Annotated in this window: 20 protein-coding genes and 4 tRNA genes; 4 read left to right on the top strand and 20 right to left on the bottom strand. The window is 68.5% G+C overall.

Annotated elements, in window-relative coordinates; genetic code table 11:
* Positions 1–4: 4 nt before the first annotated feature.
* The 13 genes from fusA to ACH427_RS10120 all read right to left on the bottom strand — a co-directional run bounded on the left by fusA (position 5) and on the right by ACH427_RS10120 (position 16768).
* Positions 5–2128, bottom strand: a complete 2124-nt coding sequence (gene fusA / locus ACH427_RS10180; protein WP_398868985.1) for an elongation factor G — start codon at positions 2126–2128, stop codon at positions 5–7.
* Between the two features lie 39 nt (positions 2129–2167).
* The gene (rpsG, locus tag ACH427_RS10175; protein WP_030368420.1) at positions 2168–2638 is read right to left on the bottom strand and encodes a 30S ribosomal protein S7; all 471 of its coding nucleotides are present in this window, start codon (positions 2636–2638) and stop codon (positions 2168–2170) included.
* Positions 2639–2640: 2 nt separating this feature from the next.
* On the bottom strand, positions 2641–3012 hold the full coding sequence (rpsL, locus tag ACH427_RS10170) for a 30S ribosomal protein S12 (protein WP_003948652.1): 372 nt from the start codon (positions 3010–3012) through the stop codon (positions 2641–2643).
* Between the two features lie 437 nt (positions 3013–3449).
* Complete coding sequence (locus tag ACH427_RS10165; protein ID WP_398868984.1) at positions 3450–7349, bottom strand: DNA-directed RNA polymerase subunit beta'; 3900 nt, start codon at positions 7347–7349, stop codon at positions 3450–3452.
* A 123-nt stretch (positions 7350–7472) separates the two neighbouring features.
* Complete coding sequence (gene rpoB, locus ACH427_RS10160) at positions 7473–10955, bottom strand: DNA-directed RNA polymerase subunit beta (protein ID WP_398868983.1); 3483 nt, start codon at positions 10953–10955, stop codon at positions 7473–7475.
* Positions 10956–11545: 590 nt separating this feature from the next.
* On the bottom strand, positions 11546–11929 hold the full coding sequence (gene rplL, locus ACH427_RS10155) for a 50S ribosomal protein L7/L12 (RefSeq protein ID WP_398868982.1): 384 nt from the start codon (positions 11927–11929) through the stop codon (positions 11546–11548).
* A gap of 112 nt (positions 11930–12041) precedes the next feature.
* Positions 12042–12572: a 50S ribosomal protein L10 gene (gene rplJ, locus ACH427_RS10150; protein WP_398868981.1), complete on the bottom strand. Its 531-nt coding sequence runs from the start codon at positions 12570–12572 to the stop codon at positions 12042–12044.
* Positions 12573–12850: 278 nt separating this feature from the next.
* Positions 12851–13747: a DUF1396 domain-containing protein gene (locus tag ACH427_RS10145; RefSeq protein ID WP_398868980.1), complete on the bottom strand. Its 897-nt coding sequence runs from the start codon at positions 13745–13747 to the stop codon at positions 12851–12853.
* A gap of 193 nt (positions 13748–13940) precedes the next feature.
* Positions 13941–14657, bottom strand: coding sequence for a 50S ribosomal protein L1 (gene rplA / locus ACH427_RS10140; RefSeq protein ID WP_398868979.1), 717 nt, complete (start codon positions 14655–14657; stop codon positions 13941–13943).
* A 77-nt stretch (positions 14658–14734) separates the two neighbouring features.
* Complete coding sequence (gene rplK, locus ACH427_RS10135) at positions 14735–15169, bottom strand: 50S ribosomal protein L11 (protein WP_366003524.1); 435 nt, start codon at positions 15167–15169, stop codon at positions 14735–14737.
* A 161-nt stretch (positions 15170–15330) separates the two neighbouring features.
* Positions 15331–16215 (bottom strand): transcription termination/antitermination protein NusG, encoded by an 885-nt coding sequence (gene nusG, locus ACH427_RS10130; RefSeq protein WP_398868978.1) that lies wholly within the window; start codon positions 16213–16215, stop codon positions 15331–15333.
* Positions 16216–16295: 80 nt separating this feature from the next.
* Positions 16296–16586, bottom strand: a complete 291-nt coding sequence (secE, locus tag ACH427_RS10125) for a preprotein translocase subunit SecE (RefSeq protein WP_361521919.1) — start codon at positions 16584–16586, stop codon at positions 16296–16298.
* 109 nt (positions 16587–16695) lie between these two features.
* A tRNA-Trp gene (locus ACH427_RS10120) sits at positions 16696–16768 on the bottom strand.
* A 238-nt stretch (positions 16769–17006) separates the two neighbouring features.
* On the opposite strand from ACH427_RS10120, the gene ACH427_RS10115 reads away from it, so the two are divergent.
* Entirely contained in the window at positions 17007–18254 is a 1248-nt protein-coding gene (locus ACH427_RS10115; RefSeq protein ID WP_398868977.1) for a pyridoxal phosphate-dependent aminotransferase, read from the top strand.
* Between the two features lie 126 nt (positions 18255–18380).
* Positions 18381–19400 carry an adenosine deaminase gene (locus ACH427_RS10110; RefSeq protein ID WP_398868976.1) on the top strand — a complete coding sequence of 340 codons (1020 nt, stop codon included), beginning with the start codon at positions 18381–18383 and terminating at the stop codon, positions 19398–19400.
* 11 nt (positions 19401–19411) lie between these two features.
* Here ACH427_RS10110 and ACH427_RS10105 read toward each other — a convergent pair whose 3' ends face one another.
* The 6 genes from ACH427_RS10105 to ACH427_RS10080 form a co-directional block, all read right to left on the bottom strand.
* Positions 19412–20467, bottom strand: coding sequence for a UDP-N-acetylmuramate dehydrogenase (locus ACH427_RS10105; protein ID WP_398868975.1), 1056 nt, complete (start codon positions 20465–20467; stop codon positions 19412–19414).
* 288 nt (positions 20468–20755) lie between these two features.
* Positions 20756–21187 (bottom strand): MaoC family dehydratase, encoded by a 432-nt coding sequence (locus tag ACH427_RS10100; RefSeq protein WP_398868974.1) that lies wholly within the window; start codon positions 21185–21187, stop codon positions 20756–20758.
* Positions 21187–21639: a MaoC family dehydratase N-terminal domain-containing protein gene (locus tag ACH427_RS10095; RefSeq protein ID WP_398868973.1), complete on the bottom strand. Its 453-nt coding sequence runs from the start codon at positions 21637–21639 to the stop codon at positions 21187–21189. Before ACH427_RS10095 ends, ACH427_RS10100 begins: the two co-directional genes overlap by 1 nt.
* 150 nt (positions 21640–21789) lie before the next feature.
* Entirely contained in the window at positions 21790–21954 is a 165-nt protein-coding gene (gene rpmG / locus ACH427_RS10090; RefSeq protein ID WP_004571794.1) for a 50S ribosomal protein L33, read from the bottom strand.
* Positions 21955–22038: 84 nt separating this feature from the next.
* Positions 22039–22111: transfer RNA gene (locus ACH427_RS10085), tRNA-Met, on the bottom strand.
* 49 nt (positions 22112–22160) lie between these two features.
* Positions 22161–22233: transfer RNA gene (locus ACH427_RS10080), tRNA-Thr, on the bottom strand.
* A 194-nt stretch (positions 22234–22427) separates the two neighbouring features.
* Between ACH427_RS10080 and ACH427_RS10075 the strand changes: the two genes are divergently transcribed.
* Positions 22428–23702 carry an amidohydrolase family protein gene (locus tag ACH427_RS10075; RefSeq protein WP_398868972.1) on the top strand — a complete coding sequence of 425 codons (1275 nt, stop codon included), beginning with the start codon at positions 22428–22430 and terminating at the stop codon, positions 23700–23702.
* Between the two features lie 70 nt (positions 23703–23772).
* The gene (locus ACH427_RS10070; RefSeq protein WP_398868971.1) at positions 23773–24435 is read left to right on the top strand and encodes an NAD(P)H-binding protein; all 663 of its coding nucleotides are present in this window, start codon (positions 23773–23775) and stop codon (positions 24433–24435) included.
* A 129-nt stretch (positions 24436–24564) separates the two neighbouring features.
* On the opposite strand, the gene ACH427_RS10065 is transcribed toward ACH427_RS10070, so the two are convergent.
* Positions 24565–24646 (bottom strand) — tRNA-Tyr (locus ACH427_RS10065).
* Between the last annotated feature and the right edge of the window lie 165 nt (positions 24647–24811).

The following is a 24811-nucleotide window of genomic DNA, read 5'->3' as shown; positions in this document are numbered from 1 at the left end:
GCGGTTACTCGCCCTTGGCCTTCGCGATGATCTCCTCGGCGACGTTCCGCGGAACCTCGGCGTAGGAGTCGAACTGCATCGAGTAGCTTGCGCGACCCGAAGTCTTGCTGCGGAGGTCTCCGACGTAGCCGAACATCTCCGACAGCGGAACCAGGCCCTTGACGAGCTTGGCGCCGTGACGGTCCTCCATGGCCTGGATCTGGCCACGGCGGGAGTTGATGTCACCGATCACATCGCCCATGTAGTCCTCGGGGGTGGTGACCTCGACGGACATCATCGGCTCGAGCAGAGCCGGGGACGCCTTGCGAGCACCCTCCTTGAACGCCATGGAACCGGCGATCTTGAAGGCGAGTTCGGACGAGTCGACGTCGTGGTAGGCGCCGTCGAGCAGCGTCACCTTCACGCCGGTCAGCGGGTAGCCGGCCAGCACGCCGAACTCCATGGCCTCCTGGCAACCCGCGTCCACGGACGGGATGTACTCCCGCGGGATACGGCCACCGGTGACCTTGTTCTCGAACTCGTAGCCATCGCCCTCGAGGGGCTCGATGGCCATCTGCACCTTGGCGAACTGGCCGGAACCACCAGTCTGCTTCTTGTGCGTGTAGTCGATACGCTCGACGGCCTTGCGGATCGTCTCGCGGTACGCGACCTGCGGCTTGCCGACGTTCGCCTCGACGCGGAACTCACGGCGCATACGGTCGACCAGCACGTCGAGGTGCAGCTCGCCCATACCCGCGATGATGGTCTGGCCCGTCTCCTCGTCCGTGTGGACCTGGAAGGACGGGTCCTCCTCGGCGAGACGCTGGATGGCGACACCCAGCTTCTCCTGGTCGCCCTTGGACTTCGGCTCGATGGCGACCTGGATCACCGGGGCCGGGAAGTCCATGGACTCGAGGATGACCGGCTTGCCCGCGTCACAGAGGGTCTCACCGGTGGTGGTCTGCTTCAGACCCATGACGGCGACGATGTCACCGGCACCCACCGACTCGATCTCCTCACGCTTGTTCGCGTGCATGCGGTAGATCTTGCCGATGCGCTCCTTCTTGCCCTTCACGGAGTTCTGCACCTGGGTGCCGGTCTCCATGCGGCCCGAGTAAACCCGGACGAAGGTGAGCTTGCCGAGGTGCGGGTCGCTCATGATCTTGAAGGCAAGGCCGGCGAACGGCTCGTCGTCGGACGGCTTGCGCTTGACGACCTCGTCGGGGTCGTTGACGGCGTGGCCCTCAACGGCCTCGATGTCCAGCGGCGACGGCAGGTAGCGCACGACCGCGTCGAGCAGGGGCTGAACGCCCTTGTTCTTGAACGCGGTGCCACAGAACACCGGGGTGACGGTGACGGAGTCGGCGCCGCCGCGGGAGGCCAGCGTGATGCGACGGATGGCGGCCATCAGCTGGTCCTCGGTGGGCTCCTTGCCCTCGAGGAACAGCTCCATCATCTCGTCGTCGTGCTCGGCGACGCCCTCGAGGAGCTTGCCGCGCCATTCCTCGGCGGCCTCGGTGTGCGTGGCCGGGATGTCGACGACGTCGTACATCTCGCCCTTGGCGGCCTCGGCGGACCAGACCAGCGCCTTCATCCGGACGAGGTCGACCACGCCCTTGAAGTCGGCCTCGGCACCGATCGGCAGCTGCATGACCAGCGGAACCGCACCGAGGCGGTCGACGATCATGTCGACGCAGCGGTGGAACTCGGCACCCGTGCGGTCGAGCTTGTTGACGAAGCAGATACGCGGAACGCCGTAGCGGTCCGCCTGACGCCACACGGTCTCGGACTGGGGCTCAACACCGGCAACGCCGTCGAACACCGTCACGGCACCGTCGAGGACGCGCAGCGAACGCTCCACCTCGACGGTGAAGTCGACGTGGCCCGGGGTGTCGATGATGTTGATGGTGTGGTCGACGTCGTTCAGCGGCCAGTGGCAGGTCGTCGCGGCAGACGTGATCGTGATGCCGCGCTCCTGCTCCTGCTCCATCCAGTCCATCGTGGCAGCGCCGTCGTGGACTTCACCGATCTTGTACGAAACACCGGTGTAGAACAGGATCCGCTCGGTGGTGGTCGTCTTGCCCGCGTCGATGTGGGCCATGATCCCGATGTTGCGGACCTTGGCCAGGTCAAGCGAAGTGGTGGCCATATGGCTCAGTCTTCTCTCGGTTCTCGATGGGGGTAGCGACTACCAGCGGTAGTGCGCGAAGGCCTTGTTGGACTCGGCCATCTTGTGCGTGTCCTCACGCTTCTTGACCGCAGCGCCCAGACCGTTGGAGGCGTCCAGGAGCTCGTTCATGAGGCGCTCGGTCATGGTCTTCTCGCGACGGGCGCGGGAGTAACCGACGACCCAGCGGAGCGCCAGGGTGGAGGCGCGGCCCGGACGGACCTCGACCGGCACCTGGTAGGTGGCGCCACCGACACGACGGGACTTGACCTCGAGAGCCGGCTTGACGTTCTCGAGGGCGCGCTTGAGGGTGATGACCGGGTCGTTACCGGTCTTCTCGCGCAGACCCTCCATGGCGCCGTACACGATGCGCTCGGCGGTGGAGCGCTTTCCGTGCAGCAGGATCTTGTTGATCAGGGAGGTGACAAGAGGAGAACCGTAGACCGGGTCGATGATGACCGGGCGCTTCGGGGCGGGGCCCTTACGAGGCATTCTTACTTCTCCTTCTTGGCGCCGTAGCGGCTGCGAGCCTGCTTACGGTTCTTGACGCCCTGCGTGTCGAGGGAGCCGCGGATGATCTTGTAGCGAACACCCGGCAGGTCCTTCACACGGCCACCGCGCACGAGCACGATCGAGTGCTCCTGCAGGTTGTGGCCCTCACCCGGAATGTAAGCGGTGACCTCGATGCCGGAGGTCAGACGCACACGCGCGACCTTACGGAGCGCCGAGTTCGGCTTCTTCGGGGTGGTCGTGAAAACACGCGTGCAGACGCCACGACGCTGGGGCGAACCCTCGAGCGCGGGCGTCTTGTTCTTCTCGACCTTGTCCTGCCGGCCCTTTCGGACCAGCTGCTGGATCGTAGGCACCGTTTCTCCGGTTTCTGTGTGCCGATCACGATAAAACTAACCTGGGAGCTACCACCGACCCACGCGGTCGGGTGTGTCGAAGGCTGCAGACCACCGCCGAAGACGGCTAGGCGCAGATTTCGGTGTCTCGGACCGGTGATGGTCCGGGTCTCCCGCACGGTCTAAAGGCACGCACGAGAGCCCAGGGACACCCCAGGCACAAGGTCAGAGCGTACCTAGCGCATGGGCTGCGGTCAAAACAAATGCACACGCGGTGGACACCCCGGTGCGCGTGGCACAGCGCGGCCCGGGGCCCGTTTCCCCGGGCCCCGCACGGGCGACCGGGGCATCGCCGAAGATGACGATCACTCTACCGGCCGAACGAGTGAGAGTGACAACACGCCGCAGGGCGGCCACCCCCGGAAAGGGGTGGCCGCCCTGTGCGTTCGACTTGCGACTTACTGGTTGTACGGACCGTAGTCGTAGTCCTCCAGCGGGACCGCCTGGCCGGAGCCGGTGCCGAAGGGCGAGTAGTCGATGTCGTCGTAACCGACGGCCGAGTACATCGCGGCCTTGGCCTCCTCGGTGGGCTCCACCCGGATGTTGCGGTAACGGGACAGGCCCGTACCGGCCGGGATGAGCTTACCGATGATGACGTTCTCCTTGAGGCCGATCAGGGAGTCCGACTTGGCGTTGATCGCCGCGTCGGTGAGCACCCGGGTCGTCTCCTGGAAGGACGCCGCCGACAGCCACGACTCGGTGGCGAGCGAGGCCTTGGTGATACCCATCAGCTGCGGACGGCCGGAGGCGGGGTGACCGCCCTCGGTGACCACACGACGGTTCTCGCCCTCGAAGCGCGAGCGCTCCACGAGCTCGCCCGGCAGCAGCTCCGCGTCGCCGGACTCGATGATCGTCACGCGGCGCAGCATCTGCCGGATGATGATCTCGATGTGCTTGTCGTGGATCGACACACCCTGCGAGTTGTAGACCTTCTGGACCTCGCCGACCAGGTGGACCTGGACGGCGCGCTGACCCAGGATGCGCAGAACGTCGTGCGGGTTGGTGGCACCCACGGTGAGCTTCTGGCCCACCTCGACGTGCTCACCCTCGCTGACCAGCAGACGGGCACGCTTGGAGATGCCGAAGGCGGTCTCCTCGGAGCCGTCGTCCGGGGTGACGACGATCTTCTTGGTCTTCTCGGTCTCCTCGATACGGACGCGGCCGGCCGCCTCCGAGATCGGGGCGACACCCTTGGGCGTACGGGCCTCGAAGAGCTCGACGACACGGGGCAGACCCTGGGTGATGTCGTCACCGGCCACACCACCGGTGTGGAAGGTACGCATCGTCAGCTGGGTACCCGGCTCACCGATGGACTGGGCCGCGATGATGCCGACGGCCTCACCGATGTCGACCAGCTTGCCGGTGGCCAGCGAACGGCCGTAGCAGAAGGCACAGGTGCCGACCGCGGACTCACAGGTGAGGACCGAGCGGGTCTTGACCGTCTCGACGCCGTGGGCGACGAGCTGGTCGATGAGCACATCGCCCAGGTCGACATTGGCCGGCGCGATGACCTTGCCGTCGACGACGACGTCCTCGGCGAGCATGCGGGCGTAGACGCTGGTCTCGACGTCGTCCGCCTTGCGGAGCACGCCGTCGGCACCCTTGGCCGCGATCTGCAGCTTGAGGCCACGCTCGGTGCCGCAGTCCTCCTCGCGGATGATCACGTCCTGCGAGACGTCCACCAGACGACGGGTCAGGTAACCCGAGTCGGCGGTACGCAGGGCGGTGTCCGCGAGACCCTTACGGGCACCGTGGGTGGAGATGAAGTACTCCAGCACGGACAGACCCTCACGGAACGACGCCTTAATGGGTCGCGGGATGGTCTCGTTCTTCGCGTTCGACACCAGACCACGCATACCGGCGATCTGACGCATCTGCATCATGTTTCCTCGGGCACCCGAGTCAACCATCATGAAGATGGGGTTCGTCTTGGGGAAGTTCGCGTTCATCGCCTCGGCGACCTCGTTGGTCGCCTTGGTCCAGATCGCGATGAGCTCCTGCGTGCGCTCGTCCTTGGTGATCAGACCGCGCTCGTACTGCTTCTGGACCTTCTCGTCCTGCGCCTCGTAGCCCTTGACGATCTCCTTCTTCGCCTCGGGAACGACGACGTCGGAGATGGCCACGGTGACACCGGAACGGGTCGCCCAGTGGAAACCGGCCGCCTTCAGGTTGTCGAGCGTCGCCGCCACGATGACCTTGGGGTAGCGCTCGGCCAGGTCGTTGACGATCTCGGAGAGCTGCTTCTTGCCCACCGAGTAGTCGACGAACGGGTAGTCCTCGGGCAGCAGCTCGTTGAAGAGCGCGCGGCCCAGCGTGGTGCGCAGACGGAAGCTGTCGCCCTGCTGCCACTCCGGCTCGCCCTCCTCGGCGACCGGGGGAACCCAGCCACGCGGGGGAACGGTGCCGATCGGGAAGCGGATGTCGACCTTCGCCTGGAGCGAGAGCTCGCGGGCGTCGAACGCCATGATCGCCTCGGCGACCGAGCCGAAGGACCGGCCCTCGCCGATGACCTTGCGCTCCTCCTCGTCGGTGGTGAGGAAGAACAGACCCAGCACCATGTCCTGGGTCGGCATGGTGACCGGACGGCCGTCGGCCGGCTTGAGGATGTTGTTCGAGGACAGCATCAGGATGCGGGCCTCGGCCTGCGCCTCCGCGGAGAGCGGCAGGTGGACGGCCATCTGGTCACCGTCGAAGTCCGCGTTGAACGCGGTGCAGACGAGCGGGTGGATCTGGATGGCCTTGCCCTCGACCAGCTGCGGCTCGAAGGCCTGGATGCCGAGGCGGTGCAGCGTGGGCGCACGGTTCAGCAGCACCGGGTGCTCGGCGATGACCTCTTCGAGGACGTCGTACACGACGGTGCGGCCGCGCTCGACCATGCGCTTGGCCGACTTGATGTTCTGCGCGTGGTTCAGGTCGACCAGGCGCTTCATCACGAACGGCTTGAAGAGCTCCAGCGCCATGGCCTTGGGCAGACCGCACTGGTGCAGCTTCAGCTGCGGACCGACGACGATGACGGAACGCGCGGAGTAGTCCACACGCTTACCGAGCAGGTTCTGACGGAAACGACCCTGCTTGCCCTTCAGCATGTCGCTGAGGGACTTCAGCGGGCGGTTGCCGGGACCGGTGACCGGGCGGCCGCGGCGGCCGTTGTCGAACAGCGCGTCGACGGCCTCCTGCAGCATCCGCTTCTCGTTGTTCACGATGATCTCGGGGGCACCGAGGTCAAGGAGACGCTTGAGGCGGTTGTTGCGGTTGATCACACGGCGGTACAGGTCGTTCAGGTCGGAGGTCGCGAAGCGGCCACCGTCCAGCTGCACCATCGGACGCAGGTCCGGCGGGATCACCGGGATGCAGTCGAGCACCATGCCGCTGGGGCTGTTGCGGGTCTGCAGGAAGGCGGAGACGACCTTGAGGCGCTTGAGCGCACGGGTCTTCTTCTGGCCCTTGCCGGTCCGGATGATCTCGCGGAGGCGCTCGGCCTCCTCGTCGAGGTCGAAGGACTCCAGGCGCTTCTGCAGCGCGGCGGCGCCCATCGCACCCATGAAGTAGGTGCCGAAGCGGTCGCGCAGCTCGCGGTAGAGCAGCTCGTCGCCCTCCAGGTCCTGGACCTTGAGGTTCTTGAAGCGGCTCCACACCTCGTCGAGGCGGTCGATCTCGCGCTGCGCGCGGTCGCGCAGCTGCTTCATCTCCCGCTCGGCGCCCTCGCGCACCTTGCGGCGCACGTCGGCCTTGGCACCCTCGGCCTCGAGCTCGGCCAGGTCGGCCTCGAGCTTCTTGGCGCGGGCCTCCAGGTCGGCGTCGCGGCGCTGCTCGATCTGCTGACGCTCGACGGAGACATGGGCCTCCAGCGAGGGCAGGTCGCGCGTGCGGCGCTCCTCGTCCACCCACGTGATCATGTAGGCGGCGAAGTAGATGACCTTCTCGAGGTCCTTCGGAGCGAGGTCGAGCAGGTAGCCCAGGCGCGACGGGACGCCCTTGAAGTACCAGATGTGGGTGACGGGGGCGGCGAGCTCGATGTGGCCCATCCGCTCACGGCGCACCTTGGCGCGCGTGACCTCGACGCCACAGCGCTCACAGATGATGCCCTTGAAGCGGACACGCTTGTACTTGCCGCAGTAGCACTCCCAGTCCCGGGTCGGACCGAAGATCTTCTCGCAGAAGAGTCCGTCCTTTTCGGGCTTCAGGGTGCGGTAGTTGATGGTCTCCGGCTTCTTGACCTCGCCGTGGGACCAGGTTCGGATGTCGTCCGCGGTCGCCAGGCCGATCCGCAGCTCGTCGAAGAAGTTGACGTCGAGCACTGTTCGTCAATCCCTCTTTCAGGGTTTGTGCCCCCTCGCGCCAGCGAGTTATTGGGCTCTACATCATGGTCTGGGGGTCCAGGGACGGTGGGGGGCTTCCGGAGAAGCCCCCCACCAGACCCGTCAGACCTCTTCGACGCTGCTCGGCTCGCGCCGGGACAGGTCGATACCGAGCTCTTCCGCCGCGCGGAAGACGTCCTCGTCCGTGTCGCGCATCTCGATGGACATGCCGTCCGAGGACAGCACCTCCACGTTGAGGCACAGCGACTGCATTTCCTTGATGAGCACCTTGAAGGACTCGGGAATGCCGGGCTCGGGGATGTTCTCGCCCTTGACGATGGCCTCGTAGACCTTCACGCGGCCGGTGACGTCGTCGGACTTGATGGTCAGCAGCTCCTGGAGGGCGTAGGCGGCGCCGTATGCCTCCAGCGCCCACACCTCCATCTCACCGAAGCGCTGGCCACCGAACTGAGCCTTACCACCCAGCGGCTGCTGGGTGATCATGGAGTACGGACCGGTCGAGCGGGCGTGCAGCTTGTCGTCGACCAGGTGGTGCAGCTTGAGGATGTACATGTACCCGACCGAGATCGGGTCCGGGAACGGCTCGCCGGAGCGGCCGTCGAACATCCGGGCCTTGCCGGAGGGCAGGACCAGGCGGTCACCGTCGCGGTTGGGGATCGTGGACTCGAAGAGACCGGCGATCTCGTCCTCGCGGGCACCGTCGAAGACCGGGGTCGCGACGTTGGTGCCGGCGGCGACCTCGTCGGCGCCGATCGCCTGGAGCCGCTTCATCCAGTCCTCGTCGCCCTCGACCTTCCAGCCACGGCTGGCGAGCCAGCCGAGGTGGATCTCGAGGACCTGTCCCGGGTTCATTCGGGACGGGACACCGAGCGGGTTGAGGATGATGTCGACCGGGGTGCCGTCCTCGAGGAAGGGCATGTCCTCGACCGGAAGGATCTTGGAGATGACACCCTTGTTGCCGTGGCGGCCGGCGAGCTTGTCACCGTCGGTGATCTTGCGCTTCTGCGCGACGTAGACGCGGACCAGCTGGTTCACGCCCGGCGGCAGCTCGTCGCCCTCTTCGCGGTCGAAGACGCGGACGCCGATGACCTTGCCGATCTCACCGTGCGGCACCTTCAGCGAGGTGTCACGGACCTCACGGGCCTTCTCACCGAAGATCGCGCGGAGCAGGCGCTCCTCCGGCGTCAGCTCGGTCTCACCCTTGGGCGTGACCTTGCCGACGAGGATGTCGCCGGCGACGACCTCGGCACCGATACGGATGATGCCGCGCTCGTCGAGGTCGGCGAGGACCTCCTCGGAGACGTTCGGGATGTCCCGGGTGATCTCCTCCGGGCCGAGCTTGGTGTCACGGGCGTCGACCTCGTGCTCCTCGATGTGGATCGAGGAGAGGACGTCGTCCTGCACGAGGCGCTGCGACAGGATGATCGCGTCCTCGTAGTTGTGACCCTCCCACGGCATGAACGCCACGAGCAGGTTCTTGCCGAGCGCCATCTCGCCCTCGTCCGTGGACGGACCGTCGGCGAGCACCTGGCCGGCGATGACGCGCGCGCCCTCGTCCACGACGACCTTCTGGTTGAAGGACGTGCCCTGGTTGGAGCGGGAGAACTTGGCGACCCGGTACGTGTTGTACGTGCCGTCGTCGTTGGCGACGGTGACGTAGTCCGCGGAGACCTCCTGGACCACACCGTCCTTCTCCGCCTTGATGACGTCACCGGCGTCGACCGCGCAGCGGTACTCCATGCCGGTGCCGACCAGCGGGGCCTCCGCCTTGATCAGCGGAACGGCCTGGCGCATCATGTTCGATCCCATGAGCGCGCGGTTGGCGTCGTCGTGCTCGAGGAAGGGGATCATGGCGGTCGCGACCGACACCATCTGGCGCGGGGAGACGTCCATGTAGTCGACGTCGTCGCCGGCGATGTAGTCGATCTCGCCGCCACGGCGGCGGACCAGCACGCGGGACTCGGCGTAACGCATGTCCTCGGTGAGGGGGGCGTTCGCCTGGGCGATGACGAAGCGGTCTTCCTCGTCGGCAGTCAGGTAGTCCACGTCATCGGTGACGACGCCGCCCACGACCTTGCGGTACGGGGTCTCGACGAAGCCGAAGGCGTTGACGCGGCCGTAGGAGGCGAGCGAGCCGATCAGACCGATGTTCGGGCCTTCGGGCGTCTCGATGGGGCACATGCGGCCGTAGTGCGACGGGTGAACGTCTCGCACCTCGAAGCCGGCCCGCTCACGGGACAGACCACCGGGGCCCAGCGCGGACAGACGGCGCTTGTGGGTCAGGCCCGACAGCGGGTTCGTCTGGTCCATGAACTGGGACAGCTGGCTGGTGCCGAAGAACTCCTTGATGGAGGCGACGACCGGCCGGATGTTGATCAGGGTCTGCGGCGTGATCGCCTCGACGTCCTGGGTGGTCATCCGCTCGCGGACGACGCGCTCCATACGAGCCAGACCCGTGCGGACCTGGTTCTGGATGAGCTCGCCGACGTTGCGCAGACGGCGGTTGCCGAAGTGGTCGATGTCGTCGGTCTCGACGACGATCGAGGTGCCGTTCTCGCCGACCGTCTCCAGCTCACCCGCGTGCAGCTTGACCAGGTACTTGATCGTCGCGATGACGTCGTCGACGGTCAGCACACCGGCGTCGAGGGGGGCGTCCGCGCCGAGCTTCTTGTTCACCTTGTAGCGGCCGACCTTGGCGAGGTCGTAGCGCTTGGGGTTGAAGTAGAGGTTCTCGAGCAGCGTCTGCGCGGCCTCGCGCGTCGGCGGCTCGCCCGGGCGCAGCTTGCGGTAGATGTCGAGCAGCGCGTCGTCCTGGCCCTGGGTGTGGTCCTTCTCCAGGGTGGCGCGCATGGACTCGTACTCGCCGAACTCCTCGAGGATCTGCTCGGTCGTCCAACCGAGAGCCTTGAGCAGAACGGTCACGGACTGCTTGCGCTTGCGGTCGATGCGGACACCGACCATGTCGCGCTTGTCGACCTCCATCTCCAGCCAGGCACCCCGGGACGGGATGATCTTGGCGGTGAAGATGTCCTTGTCGGACGTCTTGTCGATGGAGGAGTCGAAGTAGACGCCCGGCGAGCGGACCAGCTGCGAGACGACGACACGCTCGGTGCCGTTGATGCAGAAGGTGCCCTTGTTGGTCATGAGCGGGAAGTCGCCCATGAAGACCGTCTGAGACTTGATCTCGCCGGTCTCGTTGTTGGTGAACTCGGCGGTGACGAAGAGCGGGGCCGCGTACGTGAAGTCGCGCTCCTTGCACTCGTCGATGGAGTTCTTCGGCGGCTCGAAGCGGTGGTCGCGGAAGGTCAGCGACATCGACCCGGAGAAGTCCTCGATCGGGGAGATCTCTTCGAAGATCTCCTCCAGACCGGACTTGGTGGGGACGTCCTGACCGCTGTCCAGCGCAGCCTCGACGCGAGCCTTCCAGGCGGCGTTGCCGAGCAGCCAGTCGAAGCTCTCGGTCTGCAGCGCAAGGAGGTTCGGAACCTCGAGGGGCTCCTTGATCTTCGCAAAAGAGATGCGCAGCGGGGCGGTGCTGGCGCCGGTGTTCGTATTGGCAGTCGAGGCGTTGCGCGAGGCGGCCAAGAGGGGGTCCTTCCGAGGGCTCGGACTCACTACGCGCGTACCGGCCCCACTCCGTGCATTGGATAAGAAATCCCAGGTCAGCGGGTTTCCATCGGCAGTGCTCGACAGTGGGCATGCCCCTGGTGACGGGCAGGGAGCAGCTAACAGGCAGCGCAAAGGGTCAGTGTAGCCACTTGGCCCACTGATGTCCAGAGCGGATTTCCGGAGACCGGTGCGATACCAATCTCTCCCTCCGGGATCCTGTTGTTCCTCATTGCCTGGAGCAAGGCTTCCCTCTTCGCCTTCGATCCATGCCTCGGGCCGCGGATCGATGTGGCGACGCGTCCTGAGAATTGCGCGCGGCGTGCCGTTCGTCAAGGCCCCTCGGCCTCCGGACGCCTCCCGTGGCGTCTCCACGGCCGTCCGCCCGGCGCCCTCTCACGCGCTTCCGGCAGACAACGAAGATCACCATACTCGCCCCCGCGCCCGGGGCAAGGCAGCCGTCGCGGGAACGCCCAAGGGCGACCACCCGCATGGGTGATCGCCCTTGAGACTTACGCACCGCCCGGACGTGCCGGGCCGTGCGGGAGAGAGTCAGCAGACTCCGAAGGTCACTTGACCTCGACGGAGGCGCCGGCGCCCTTGAGGGCCTCGGCGGCCTTCTCCGCGGCGTCCTTCGCGACCTTCTCGAGGACCGGCTTCGGGGTGCCGTCGACGAGGTCCTTGGCCTCCTTCAGACCCAGGGAGGTCAGCTCGCGCACGACCTTGATGACCTGGATCTTCTTGTCACCGGCGGCGGTGAGGATGACGTCGAACTCGTCCTGCTCCTCGACGGCCTCGGCGGCGGCAGCGGCGCCACCGGCGGCGGCAACGGCGACCGGGGCGGCGGCGGTGACGTCGAACTTCTCCTCGAAGAGCTTCACGAACTCAGAGAGCTCGATGAGGGTCATCTCCTCGAACTGAGCGAGCAGGTCTTCCTGAGAGAGCTTCGCCATGATGGCGGTCCTTCCACTAAATCGGCTGGTGCCGGATGTACATGTAGGCGGGCGTACTGACGGCCCGCTGCGACCAGCGCCTCAAGCGGCGCTGATCAATGCGCGAGCCGAATTACTCGGCACCGCCCTGCTCGGCCTTCTTGGCACGAAGCGCCTCCGCGGTGCGGACGAACTTCGAGGGAAGCGCCTGGAAGAGCGCGGCAGCCTGGGACTGCTTGCCCTTCATGGCGCCCGCCAGCTTGGCGAGCAGAACCTCGCGGGACTCGAGGTCCGCGAGCTTCTTGATCTCATCGGCGGACAGCGCCTTGCCATCAAGGACACCGCCCTTGATGATCAGGTTGGGGTTCTCCTTGGCGAAGTCACGAAGACCCTTCGCCGACTCCACCGGGTCACCGGTGATGAAGGCGACAGCCGTCGGACCAGTGAACTGGTCGTCCAGCGTCGTGATCCCGGCCTCGTTGGCCGCAATCTTGGTCAGCGTGTTCTTCACCACGGCGTACTGGGCGTTCTCACCGAGCGAACGGCGCAGCTGCTTGAGCTGTGCCACGGTGAGACCGCGGTACTCGGTAAGCACGGCGGCGTTCGAGCTGCGGAACTTGTCCGTCAGCTCGCCAACCGCGGCAGACTTGTCGGGCCTCGCCATGAGCCTCGGCCTCCTTCCGGGTGATTCGGACCGCATAGACACGCGAAGGGACCTGGGCAAAACGAAACGCCCCGGCGCAGGCGCTCGGGGCGTGCACTCGACCGGCCGGACCAGAGGTCCTCCCGGGAGTTCATCCACAAATCACCTGCGCAGGTCGCCCGCAGCTAGCGGATCCTTCGGCCACCACACCTTCGCTACGAAGGCACAGCAACGACCAGCGGTCTTTGGCTTCTGGAACAAGGTACGGGAAGGGGCAGCCCGAGGCAAATCGGCCGTGCTCAGACGCTCGGGCCGCCCTGGGCGCCCTTCGCCGGCCCGGCGAGGTCCATGACCTCGGAGGCGGGCGGGGCCTCCACGGTGACCGGCTTGTTCACGTCGTGGAACTTCACGGTCAGGTCCATCGGGCCCTTGGCCGTGGCGGCCCGGGTGCGGACCTGCTTGGTGCGGTCCTGCCCGTCGACCCAGATGTCCATCCGCAGCCCGTCGGCGCCCATCTTCGCGTACTCGTCCAGGCTCTTCTCCCGGCGCTGGCGCACCTCCGGGGACTTGTCCTTCAGGCTCTGGCGCAGCTGGTCGAGGGTGACGGTGCCGGTGTAGTGGGTGGTCCGCACCCCGTCGACCGTCTCCTCGCCCGCCTTGGCGAGGTCCTTGGCGCTGCCGATACCGCTGGCGTCGTCCGCGGGGCTGCGGTCGGCCTGGCTGCCGAGGCTCGCCCGGGAGTCGCCCGCGCCCTTGAGGCCGGAGAGGTCGAACTTGATCCAGCGCGACTCCCCCTCGGCCTCGTTGGATCCCTTCATATAGAAGGCGCCGCCGACCATCCGGAACTCGACCCCGCCGGACTCGTCGGCCGAGGCGCCCTTGACCCGCATCTTCATCCGCATGGCCCGGGACTTCAGGTCCATGGCCGCCTCGCCGTCGATCGTGCCGGCCCCGGGCTGCTGCCCGGTCACGCTGTACGAGAGCGAGGTGATGTCCTCGGTCCTGGCGGTCGCCCGCCGCACCGCGGCCAGGGTCGCGGCGTCCGTGGGCTTCCGCGCGCCGCTGCCCTTGTCCTCGGCCGACGCCTCCGCCTTCGGCGCCGCCTTGCCCTCCCCCGAGCTCGAGCAGGCCGCTGTGCCGCACAGCAGCGCCGCCGAGAGCACGGCGCCGGCCGGGTTGCGGTAGGTCGTGCGCATGGTCCCCCCAAGATTTTGGAAATACGACATCGACCACCAAAAGCGATCACATGGCGATCATCAGGATCGTAACTCCCACCACTGACACCGACCCATCGAATTAACGAGTGCCGAACAAAGAGCCGGGCCCCGCACCTCCGAAGAGGTGCGGGGCCCGGCTCTTTGCAACGATCACTCGCTACGAGGGGTCGGTTCAGACCGTCTCGTCCTCGGCCAGGAGGTTGCGGGTGCGGTTGGAGTCCAGCGGGATGCTGGGGCCCATCGTCGTCGTGATGGACGCCTTCTTGATGTAGCGGCCCTTCGCGGCGGACGGCTTGAGGCGGGTGATCTCCTCGAGCGCGGCGGCGTAGTTCTCGACCAGCTTGGCCTCGTCGAACGACACCTTGCCGATGATGAAGTGCAGGTTCGAGTGCTTGTCGACGCGGAACTCGATCTTGCCGCCCTTGATGTCCGTGACAGCCTTCGCCACGTCCGGGGTGACCGTGCCGGTCTTCGGGTTCGGCATCAGACCACGCGGACCGAGCACGCGGCCGAGGCGGCCGACCTTGCCCATGAGGTCCGGGGTGGCGACGACGGCGTCGAAGTCCAGACGGCCCTTCGCAACCTCGTCGATCAGTTCGTCGGAGCCGACGATGTCGGCGCCAGCGGCTTCCGCGGCCGCAGCACGGTCACCGGTCGCGAAGACCAGGACCCGGGCGGTCTTACCGGTGCCGTGCGGAAGGTTCACGGTGCCGCGGACCATCTGGTCGGCCTTGCGCGGGTCGACACCCAGGCGCATGGCAACCTCGACGGTCGCGTCGAACTTGGTGGTGGAGGTTTCCTTCGCGAGACGGACGGCCTCGAGGGGGGCGTACAGGCGCTCCGCCTCGACCTTGGCGTCCGCAGCGCGGAGAGTCTTGCTGCGCTTCACTGCTTCTCCTCAGTGGTTATGGAGTCGTGGTACGGACCAGCGCTGGCCCTTCCACGGGTACCGCTTGGGGTGGCTGATCAGCCCTCGACCGTGACGCCCATGGAACGGGCAGTGCCGGCGATGATCTTCTCGGCGGCGTCCAGGTCGTTGGCGTTCAGGTCGGGCATCTTGGTGGTGGCGATCTCACGCACCTGGTCGCGGGTGATCTTCGCGACCTTCTTGGTGTGCGGCTCGCCGGAGCCCTTCTCCACGCCCGCGGCCTTGAGGATCAGCTTCGCGGCCGGCGGAGTCTTCGTCACGAAGGTGAAGGAACGGTCTTCGTAGACCGTGATCTCCACCGGCACGACCATGCCACGCTGCGACTCGGTCGCGGCGTTGTAGGCCTTGCAGAACTCCATGATGTTGACGCCGTGCTGACCCAGCGCGGGGCCGACCGGCGGAGCCGGGTTCGCGGCACCGGCGCTGATCTGGAGCTTGATCAGCCCTGTGATCTTCTTCTTCTTGGGAGGCATTGCTCTCTCCGGGTCCTAGTGAGAGTTTTTTGCCCGCGCACAGTGCGCGCAGGCATACCGCACCACGATAACGGGTAACATGCTGCGGCCAAAAACCGAGCAGGTCAGACAGGCTGCGAGCAGCCGGTCTGACCTGTTCGGAGGCGTATGTCCAGGAAGAACTAGTTCTTCTGGATCTGGTCGAAGCTGAGCTCGACCGGGGTCTCGCGGCCGAAGATCTCGACGAGGCCCTTGACCTTCTTCGAGTCGGCGTTGATCTCGTTGATCGTGGCCTGGAGCGTCGCGAACGGGCCGTCCGTGACGGTGACCGAGTCGCCCACCTCGAAGTCCAGCACCTGGACCTCGACCTTGCGGGACGGCGCCGGCTTGCCCTCGGCCTCGGCGGCCTCGCGGGCGGCCTTCTCCTCGGCCTCCGGGGCGAGCATCTTGACGATCTCGTCCAGGGTCAGCGGGTACGGGTCGTAGGCGTTGCCCACGAAGCCGGTGACGCCCGGGGTGTTGCGGACGACGCCCCAGGACTCGTTCGTCAGGTCCATGCGCACCAGCACGTAGCCGGGGAGCTTGTTCTGGCGGACGGTGCGGCGGTCGCCGTTCTTGATCTGGACGACCTCTTCCTGCGGCACCTCGGCCTGGAAGATGTAGTCCTCGACGTTGAGCGAGACGGCGCGCTGCTCGAGGTTGGTCTTCACGCGGTTCTCGTAACCCGCGTAGGTGTGGATGACGTACCACTCACCGGGCAGACCGCGCAGCTCGTCGCGGAGCGCGGCGACGGGGTCGACCGGGGCCTGCTCCTCGGCCGGCACCTCGTCGGCCTCGACCGCGGCGGCGGCCTCGGACTCGGCGTCGTCCTCGACGTGGAGGGCGGCCTGCTCGGCGGGCTCGCCGGCGGCGGAGTCCTCGGCGTCGAGCTCGTCGACGCCGTCGGCGTTCTCGACGATCTCCTGCGCGGTGTCGTCGCCCTCGACCTCGGCCGAGGCAGCCGCGACCACGTCGGCCTCTGCCGCCTCGACGGAGTCGACGGCGTCGTTCAGGTTCGGGTCAGACACGTGGCTGCTTCTTCCTGGCTTCAAGGGGTGGAACGTGCGAAGGGGCGGCTCTCCGAGAAGCAGCCGCCCTACGCGCGGGTTCAGCCGAAGACGTACTTGACGGCGTTGGAGAACCCATAGTCAATCACGGTGACCAGGCCAATGACGATGACGACAAAGACGATCACGACTGTGGTGTACGTCGAGAGCTGGTTCCGCGTGGGCCAGACGACCTTGCGGAGCTCTGCGACGATCTGGCGGTAGAACAGCGCGAGGCGGCCGAAGGGGCCCTTCTTCCCGCGCTTCCCGCCACGGCGGCCCTTCTTGGCGGCCACCTCGTCCTCGGGACGACCGCTCTCAGGCGTCGCGGTGGAGCCCAGGGCTTCCGTCACTACGTCCTCACCTGAATCCGGGTCGTGAGCCGTGCCGCGCCCGGTTGAGCCGCACGGCGGTGCATTTCAGTACGTACGCATGCACGCACCCTGGAAACGATGCGTGTAGCAGGGCCGAAGGGACTTGAACCCCCAACCGCTGGTTTTGGAGACCAGTGCTCTACCAATTGAGCTACGACCCTTTGTGGTTCCCCCAACCTACCGCATCCGGGCGTACGCACGGTGTGCGTGCCCGAGAAGAGGCGGACGTGCCGGTGAGGGGCCAACGACGGATGAGTGTACGTGCTCCGGAGGCCCGCGTCGAACAGCGCCACCCGGAGCGCCCGCGGCCCAGGCGCCGCACGGGCGGGCAGGTGCCCGGCGGTAACGCTCCGGCCGACTCGTGTGCCCCGGTCCCGCCCGGTCTGCGACGATGCCTGCATGAGCGCTGCGACTCCTTCCGAGCCCCCCGTACAGTCCCCCACCGAGCGCCGGGTGTCGGCCCGTATCGGATCGATCTCCGAGTCCGCCACCCTCGCCGTGGACGCCAAGGCCAAGGCCCTCAAGGCCGCCGGCCGCCCGGTGATCGGCTTCGGCGCGGGCGAGCCCGACTTCCCGACCCCCGGCTATATCGTCGAGGCCGCGGTGGAGGCGTGCCGCACTCCGAAGTACCACCGCTACACCCCCGCCGGCGGCCTGCCCGAGCTGAAGAACGCGATCGCCGCCAAGACGCTGCGCGACTCCGGCTATGAGGTCGACGCCTCCCAGGTGCTCGTCACCAACGGCGGCAAGCAGGCCATCTACGAGGCGTTCGCCGCGATCCTCGACCCGGGCGACGAGGTCATCGTGCCCGCCCCGTACTGGACCACCTACCCGGAGTCGATCCGCCTCGCGGGCGGTGTGCCGGTCGACGTCGTCGCCGACGAGACCACCGGCTACCGCGTCTCGGTCGAGCAGCTGGAGGCGGCCCGCACCGAGCGGACCAAGGTCCTGCTCTTCGTCTCCCCCTCCAACCCGACCGGCGCGGTCTACAGCCGCGAGCAGGTCGAGGAGATCGGCCGCTGGGCCGCCGAGCACGGCCTGTGGGTGCTGACGGACGAGATCTACGAGCACCTGGTCTACGGCGACGCGGAGTTCTGCTCCCTGCCGGTGGTCGTCCCGGAGCTGCGCGACAAGTGCATCGTGGTCAACGGTGTCGCCAAGACGTACGCGATGACAGGCTGGCGCGTGGGCTGGATCATCGGCCCGAAGGACGTGGTCAAGGCCGCGACCAACCTCCAGTCGCACGCCACCTCCAACGTCTCCAACGTCGCGCAGATCGCCGCCCTGGCCGCGGTCTCCGGTGACCTGGACGCCGTCGCGGAGATGCGCACCGCCTTCGACCGCCGCCGCCGGACGATCGTGCGGATGCTCAACGAGATCGACGGCATCGTCTGCCCGGAGCCGGAGGGCGCGTTCTACGCCTACCCGTCCGTGAAGGGGCTGCTGGGCAAGGAGATCCGCGGCAAGCGGCCCGCCACCTCGGTGGAGCTGGCCGCGCTGATCCTCGACGAGGTCGAGGTCGCGGTGGTGCCGGGCGAGGCGTTCGGCACGCCGGGCTACCTGCGCCTGTCCTACGCCCTGGGCGACGAGGACCTGGTCGAGGGCGTCTCCCGGATCCAGAAGCTGCTGGCGGAGGCCACGGTCTGACGGCCGTCCCCCGCCGCGTTCCCGCGGGTCCCCGGCCAGGTGCCGGGGGCCCGCAATTCTTTTCGGCCGGGTCCCGTTCAGGGAAAGTCCCTTCCGGTTGCCGGGCGCGTGCGGCAGGATCCTGGAATGGAGAGTGTTCGCGACGTCAAGCTGCTGCCGAAGGCCCATCTGCACCTGCACTTCACCGGGTCCATGCGCCCGTCGACCCTGCTGGAGCTGGCCGACAAGTACGGGGTGCACCTGCCCGAGGCGCTCAGTGGCGGCGAACCTCCCCGGCTGCGCGCCACCGACGAACGCGGCTGGTTCCGCTTCCAGCGGCTCTACGACATCGCCCGGTCCTGCCTGCGTTCCCCCGAGGACATCCAGCGCCTGGTGCGCGAGGCCGCCGAGGAGGACGTGCGCGACGGCTCCGGCTGGCTGGAGATCCAGGTCGACCCCACCTCGTACGCGCCCCGGCTCGGCGGGCTGATCCCGGCGCTGGAGATCATCCTCGACGCCGTCGACAGCGCGTCCCGGGACACGGGCCTCGGCATCCGCGTCATCGTGGCCGCGAACCGCATGAAGCACCCGCTCGACGCCCGCACGCTGGCCCGGCTCGCCGTGCGGTACGCCGACCGCGGCGTCATCGGCTTCGGGCTCTCCAACGACGAGCGGCGCGGCCTCGCCCGCGACTTCGACCGCGCCTTCGAGATCGCCCGGGAAGGCGGCCTCCTCGCCGCGCCGCACGGCGGCGAGCTCGCGGGCCCCAGCAGCGTCCGCGACTGCCTGGACGACCTGCGCGCGGGCCGCGTCGGGCACGGCGTGCGCGCCGCGGAGGACCCCCGGCTGCTCCGCAAGCTCGCGGAGCGCGAGGTGGCCTGCGAGGTCTGCCCGACGTCGAACGTGGCGCTGGGCGTCTACGAGAAGCCGTCCGACGTGCCCCTGCGGGTGCTCTACGAGGCGGGCGTGCCGATAGCCCTGGGGGCGGACGACCCGCTGCTCTTCGGCGCGCGGCTGGCCGCGCAGTACGACGTGGCGCGGGAGCACCACGGCTTCACGGACGCGGAACTGGCGGAGCTGGCCCGTCAGTCGGTCCGGGCGTCGCGGGCCCCGCGGGACGTCCGGGAGAAGCTGCTGTCCGGCGTGGACGACTGGCTGGCGGCGTAGGCCGCACGCGGTCAGAGCGCGCAGCCCACCGTCACCGGCTCGTTGACGAGGGTCACGCCGAACGCCGCGTGGACGCCGTCGCGGACCTCGCGGGCGAGGGCCAGCAGGTCCTCCGTGGTGGCGTCGCCGCGGTTGGTGAGCGCCAGGGTGTGCTTCGTGGAGATGCGGGCGGCGCCCTCGCCGTACCCCTTCGGGTAGCCGGCCTTGTCGATCAGCCAGGCCGCGGAGGTCTTCATGAAGCCCTCCCCCGCCGGGTACGAGGGCGGCAGGACGCCCGCGCCGAGCCGCTGGGCGACCCGCTCCAGGAACGCGGCGTGCTCGGCCTCCGTGAGGATCGGGTTGGTGAAGAAGGAGCCCGCGGACCAGGTGTCGTGGTCCTCCGGGTCGAGCACCATGCCCTTGCCCGAGCGGAGCTTCAGCACCGTCTCCCGGGCCTTGGCGGCGGAGACCCGCTCCCCCGCCTCCACGCCGAGGGCGCGGGCCGTCTCGGCGTACTTGACCGGCGCGGACAGCCCGGCCGCGTCCTCCAGGCGGAAGCGGACGCGGAGCACGACGTGGCGCGTGGGGTCCTGCTTGAAGCGGCTGTGGCGGTAGGAAAAGGCGCACTCCTCGTTCGTGAGGGTGACGACCTCGTCGGCGCGGCGGTCGTAGGCGACCACCTCGGTGATCGTCGCGGAGACCTCCTGGCCGTACGCGCCGACGTTCTGGATCGGGGTGGCACCGGCGGAGCCGGGGATCCCGGCGAGGCACTCGATGCCGGCGAGCCCGGCCTCGACGGTGCGGGCCACGGCGTCGGACCAGTTCTCACCGGCGGCGAGTTCGAGGTCGGTGCCGTCGAGGGTGAAGCCGGTGGTGGCGATGCGCAGGGCGGTGCCGTCGAAGCCCTTGTCGGAGACGACCAGGTTGCTGCCGCCGCCGATGATCAGCAGCGGGGTGCCGGCCGCGTCGGCTTCGCGTACGGCCGTGATCACCTCGTCGTCGGTGGTGGCGGTGACCAGGCGGGTCGCGGGGCCACCGAGACGGAAGGTGGTCAGGGGAGCGATGGGGGCATCGTGGAATTCCTGCACGCGCCCCAGCGTAAACGCTGCGCTGAGCCGCTCTCTTCGGGTCACCCCGCTCACGGGATCCTGCCGCCAGGTCCCGTTTTCAGGGTGCTCTTCGGTTTTCGGCCGCGCCTGCCGTCGCTGCTGCGGCACGCCTGCCGAAGAGCCACGTGAGCTTCGTGTGCGACTGCGGGTCGGGTACGGCTGGTCGCGCGGTTCCCCCGCGCCCCTGAGGCGCGGGTCCGGGGCCCGACGTAAGGGGCACCCGCCCTTGGCGAGTGCCCCTTACGTCAGCGTTCCGGAGGGTGTCGCTCAGGCGAGCCTGACGACCGCGCGGGACATGCCCAGCACCTTCTGGCCGGCGCTCTTGACCAGCAGGTCGACGCGGACCGTACGGGACTCGTCGTCCTTGGCCGCGACCTTGCCGCCGACCTCGATGACCGCGCCCTCGTCGTCGTTCGGCACGACGACCGGCTTGGTGAACCGCACGCCGTACTCCACGAGCGCGCCCGGGTCGCCGGTCCAGTCGGTCACCACGCGGGCCGCCTCGGCCATGGTGAACATGCCGTGCGCGATGACGTCCGGCAGCCCGACCTCCTTGGCGAACTTCTCGTTCCAGTGGATCGGGTTGAAGTCGCCCGAGGCGCCCGCGTAGCGGACGAGAGTGGCACGGGTCACCGGGAAGGACCGCACCGGCAGTTCGGTGCCGACCTCGACCTCGTCGTAGGAAATGCTCGCTGCCATCACGCCTCCTCGGCGGCGCGCGCCACCAGCATCGTGTGCGCGGTCACCACATGCTCACAGGACTCGTCGTGCACGTCACCACGGACGGTCACCAGGTCGTTGCCCGCCATGGACTTGATCGCCTCGATCTTGGAGGTGACCGTCAGCCGGTCGCCCGCGCGGACCGGGCGGGTGTAGGCGAATTTCTGGTCGCCGTGCACCACGCGGTCGTAGTCCAGGCCGAGCTGCGGGTCCTGGACGACCTGGCCGGCGGCGCGGAAGGTGATCGCGAACACAAAGGTCGGCGGAGCGATCACATCCGGGTGACCGAGGGCCTTGGCGGCCTCGGGGTCGGTGTAGACCGGATTGGCATCACCGATGGCCTCGGCGAATTCGCGGATCTTCTCCCGGCCGACCTCGTACGGCTCGGTGGCCGGATAGGTCCGTCCGACGAAGGACTGGTCGAGTGCCATGGGCTCGGCACCTCCTGAGTGGACTGCGATGGATTCCTGGGAACCGGTTCACGGGATCCGGGGGAACCGGCGCCGATTCCGCGAACGGTCGCGGATACGCCATGAGGCCGCCCCCAGGATCTGGGGACGGCCTCATGAACGAGCCTGTGTTTAGCGCGTCTCGCGGTGCGCGGTGTGCGCGTTGCAACGAGGGCAGTGCTTCTTCATCTCAAGACGGTCCGGGTCATTACGCCGGTTCTTCTTGGTGATGTAGTTCCGCTCCTTGCACTCCACGCAGGCCAGCGTGATCTTCGGGCGGACGTCGGTGGCAGCCACGTGAGTGCTCCTTGACGGATGGACGGATGAACGCAGACAAGAGTAGCCGACCGGAGGACCGACCCCACAATCGGCTACTACGTGTAGCGGTGACCGGACTTGAACCGGTGACACAGCGATTATGAGCCGCTTGCTCTACCGACTGAGCTACACCGCTTTGATGCGAGAGAGATCCTCGCCCGAAGGCGAGGAACCTCACACACCAGAGCCCCAATACGGAATCGAACCGTAGACCTTCTCCTTACCATGGAGACGCTCTGCCGACTGAGCTATTGGGGCGAGCGAGGAAGACATTACACGGTTGGCCGCCGAACGTGAAATCCGTATCCGGCGGCCACCCCGGAGGGCTCTTCCCGCCCCTCTCACACCACACCAGTACGACTATTCGTCGCTTGCTCGAAGCCGATCCGAACGCGCCCTAGGCTCGGAACACGCTGCGTGATCATGCACGCCCCGGACCCCGGAGGAGCGCGATGCCCGACAGCCAGCCGCAGCCCCCGAGAAACCCCGGGGGCGACACCCCGCCCGTCCCCGGCGCCGCGCCCGGCGACAGCGCCCTGGTGCTGTGCGGCGCCCGGCTCGCCGACGGCCGCACCGTGGACGTACGGCTCAGCGGCGGGACCATCGAGGCCGTCGGGACCTCCGGCAGTCTCGCCCCCGGACCGCGCGTCGACCTCGGCGGCTATCTGCTGCTGCCCGCCCCCGCCGAGCCCCACGGACACGGCGACACGGCGCTCACGGCGGACGCCGACGGGCCCGTCCCACACTCCGTCGAGGACGTCCAGCGCCGCGCCACCGAGGCCGCGCTGCTCCAGCTCGGCCACGGCGCCACCGCGCTGCGCTCGCACGTGCGGATCGGCGACGTCCAGGGCCTGCGCTCGCTCGAAGCCGTCCTCCAGGCGCGGCGGGCGCTGCGCGGGCTCACCGACCTGACCACCGTGGCGGTCCCCCGGCTGCTCACCGGGGTCGCCGGGGCCGACGGGCTGGCCATGCTGCGGGACGCCGTGAAGATGGGCGCGGCCGTGGGCGGCTGCCCCGACCTCGACCCCGACCCCACCGGCTACGCCGAGGCCGTCCTGGACCTCGCCGCCGAGCACGGCTGCGCCGTCGACCTGCACACCGACGGCGCCGACCCCGCCCGGCTCGCCCGCCTCGCCGCCATGGCCGGCGGCCTGCGCCCCGGCGTCACCCTCGGCCCCTGCGGCGGCCTGGCCCGGCTGCCGTACGAGCAGGCCGTGCGGGCCGCCGAGCAGCTGGCGGCGGCCGGGGTGACCGTGGTGTGCCTGCCGCAGGGCGACTGCGGCGCCCTGGAGCAGCGCGGGGCCCGGGTCTCGCGCTGCGCGCCGGTGCGGCTGCTGCGGGCGGCCGGGGTGCGGGTGACGGCCGGCAGCGGGGCGCTGCGGGACGCGGCCAACCCGGTCGGCCGCGGCGACCCCCTGGAGGCCGCCTTCCTGCTGGCCTCGCGCGGCGAGCTGCGCCCGCTGGACGCCTACGAGGCCGTCAGCGGCTGCGCGCGGGCCGCGATGGGGCTGCCCCCGGTCCGGGTCGAGGCGGGCTTCCCCGCGGAGCTCCTGGCCGTGCGGGGGCGCCATGTCGAGGGTGTGCTGTCGCTCGCTTACAGCCGTCTGGTGGTGCACCGGGGGCGCGTGGTGGCGCGGACCAGCGCGGTGCGGGAGTACTGCGATTCCTCGGCCGCGGCGGCGCTGGAGCTGCCGCGGCAGTCCTCGCGCGGCGGCGAGGTCTCCTGACGGGCGCCCGATCAGGCCGGTTCGCGCCCTTCCGCGTGGCGGCGCGGGCCGTGGCGCGTACGGTCGGATCATGCGCATTGTCATCGCTGGTGGACATGGTCAGATCGCGCTGCGGCTGGAGCGGTTGCTCGCCGGGCGCGGGGACGAGATCGCGGGGATCATCCGCAGGCCGGAGCAGGCCGGGGACCTCCTCGCCGCGGGCGCGGAGCCGGTCGTGTGCGATCTGGAGTCGGCGTCGGTCGCGGACATCGCCCGGCACCTGGAGAGCGCCGACGCGGCCGTCTTCGCGGCCGGGGCGGGGCCGGGGAGCGGCATGGAACGCAAGGACACCGTGGACCGCGGCGCGGCCGCCCTGTTCGCCGACGCGGCGGAGGCGGCGGGCGTCCGGCGCTTCCTGGTGGTCTCCTCGATGGGCGCCGACCGCGAGCCTCCCGAGGGCACCGACCCGGTCTTCGCCGCGTACCTCCGGGCGAAGGGCGCGGCCGACGCGGACGTACGGGCCCGGGCCGGGCTGGACTGGACGATCCTGCGGCCGGGCCGGCTCACCGACGAGCCCGGTACGGGCCGGGTCGCCCTGGGCGAGGCGACGGGCCGCGGGCCGGTGTCCCGGGACGACGTGGCGGCGGTCCTGGCGGCGCTGCTGGCCGAACCCCGCACGGCGGGGCGCACGCTGGAGCTGATCGCGGGCGACACGCCGGTGGACGAGGCGGTGAAGAGCGTGGTGGAGGGCTGAGCCGGGGAGCGCAACGAGCCACTCCCGGGAAAGTGCGGGAGATCACATTCTCCCGGCGGCGCGGGTAATCCGCGAGCATCCGGAAAACACAGAAGGGCCTTCTCCGATAAGGAGAAGGCCCTTCACATGTGGCGGCGCCAGGGTTCGAACCTGGGTAGGCTGAGCCGGCAGATTTACAGTCTGCTCCCTTTGGCCACTCGGGCACACCGCCAAGGGTTGCCGCCGCGGATTCCGCCTTGCGGTGGTGCTCCGTGGCAACGACGTAAACCATACCCGATGACCAGGGGTGGTCCGCCACTCGATTCATCACCCCTCGCGCGGGGTCCGGGTGACTAGGCTTGCGGAGCGGCCACGGGCCGTACCCCCTGATGGATCT

It is taken from the genome of Streptomyces sp. NPDC020379, from assembly GCF_044387105.1.
GTDB lineage: Bacteria > Actinomycetota > Actinomycetes > Streptomycetales > Streptomycetaceae > Streptomyces.
Note: the sequence above shows the minus strand (reverse complement) of the source record. Positions and strands in the feature narration are given on the sequence as shown.

What these genes read in the sequence shown, in the direction of transcription:
- rplJ (WP_398868981.1), bottom strand. Translation starts at nt 12,572, where the DNA reads ATGGCGAGGCCCGACAAGTCTGCCGCGGTTGGCGAGCTGACGGACAAG.
- ACH427_RS10115 (WP_398868977.1), top strand. Translation starts at nt 17,007, where the DNA reads ATGAGCGCTGCGACTCCTTCCGAGCCCCCCGTACAGTCCCCCACCGAG.
- ACH427_RS10075 (WP_398868972.1), top strand. Translation starts at nt 22,428, where the DNA reads ATGCCCGACAGCCAGCCGCAGCCCCCGAGAAACCCCGGGGGCGACACC.
- fusA (WP_398868985.1), bottom strand. Translation starts at nt 2,128, where the DNA reads ATGGCCACCACTTCGCTTGACCTGGCCAAGGTCCGCAACATCGGGATC.
- rpsG (WP_030368420.1), bottom strand. Translation starts at nt 2,638, where the DNA reads ATGCCTCGTAAGGGCCCCGCCCCGAAGCGCCCGGTCATCATCGACCCG.
- ACH427_RS10110 (WP_398868976.1), top strand. Translation starts at nt 18,381, where the DNA reads ATGGAGAGTGTTCGCGACGTCAAGCTGCTGCCGAAGGCCCATCTGCAC.
- ACH427_RS10070 (WP_398868971.1), top strand. Translation starts at nt 23,773, where the DNA reads ATGCGCATTGTCATCGCTGGTGGACATGGTCAGATCGCGCTGCGGCTG.
- ACH427_RS10095 (WP_398868973.1), bottom strand. Translation starts at nt 21,639, where the DNA reads ATGGCACTCGACCAGTCCTTCGTCGGACGGACCTATCCGGCCACCGAG.
- rplL (WP_398868982.1), bottom strand. Translation starts at nt 11,929, where the DNA reads ATGGCGAAGCTCTCTCAGGAAGACCTGCTCGCTCAGTTCGAGGAGATG.
- ACH427_RS10100 (WP_398868974.1), bottom strand. Translation starts at nt 21,187, where the DNA reads ATGGCAGCGAGCATTTCCTACGACGAGGTCGAGGTCGGCACCGAACTG.
- ACH427_RS10145 (WP_398868980.1), bottom strand. Translation starts at nt 13,747, where the DNA reads ATGCGCACGACCTACCGCAACCCGGCCGGCGCCGTGCTCTCGGCGGCG.
- rplK (WP_366003524.1), bottom strand. Translation starts at nt 15,169, where the DNA reads ATGCCTCCCAAGAAGAAGAAGATCACAGGGCTGATCAAGCTCCAGATC.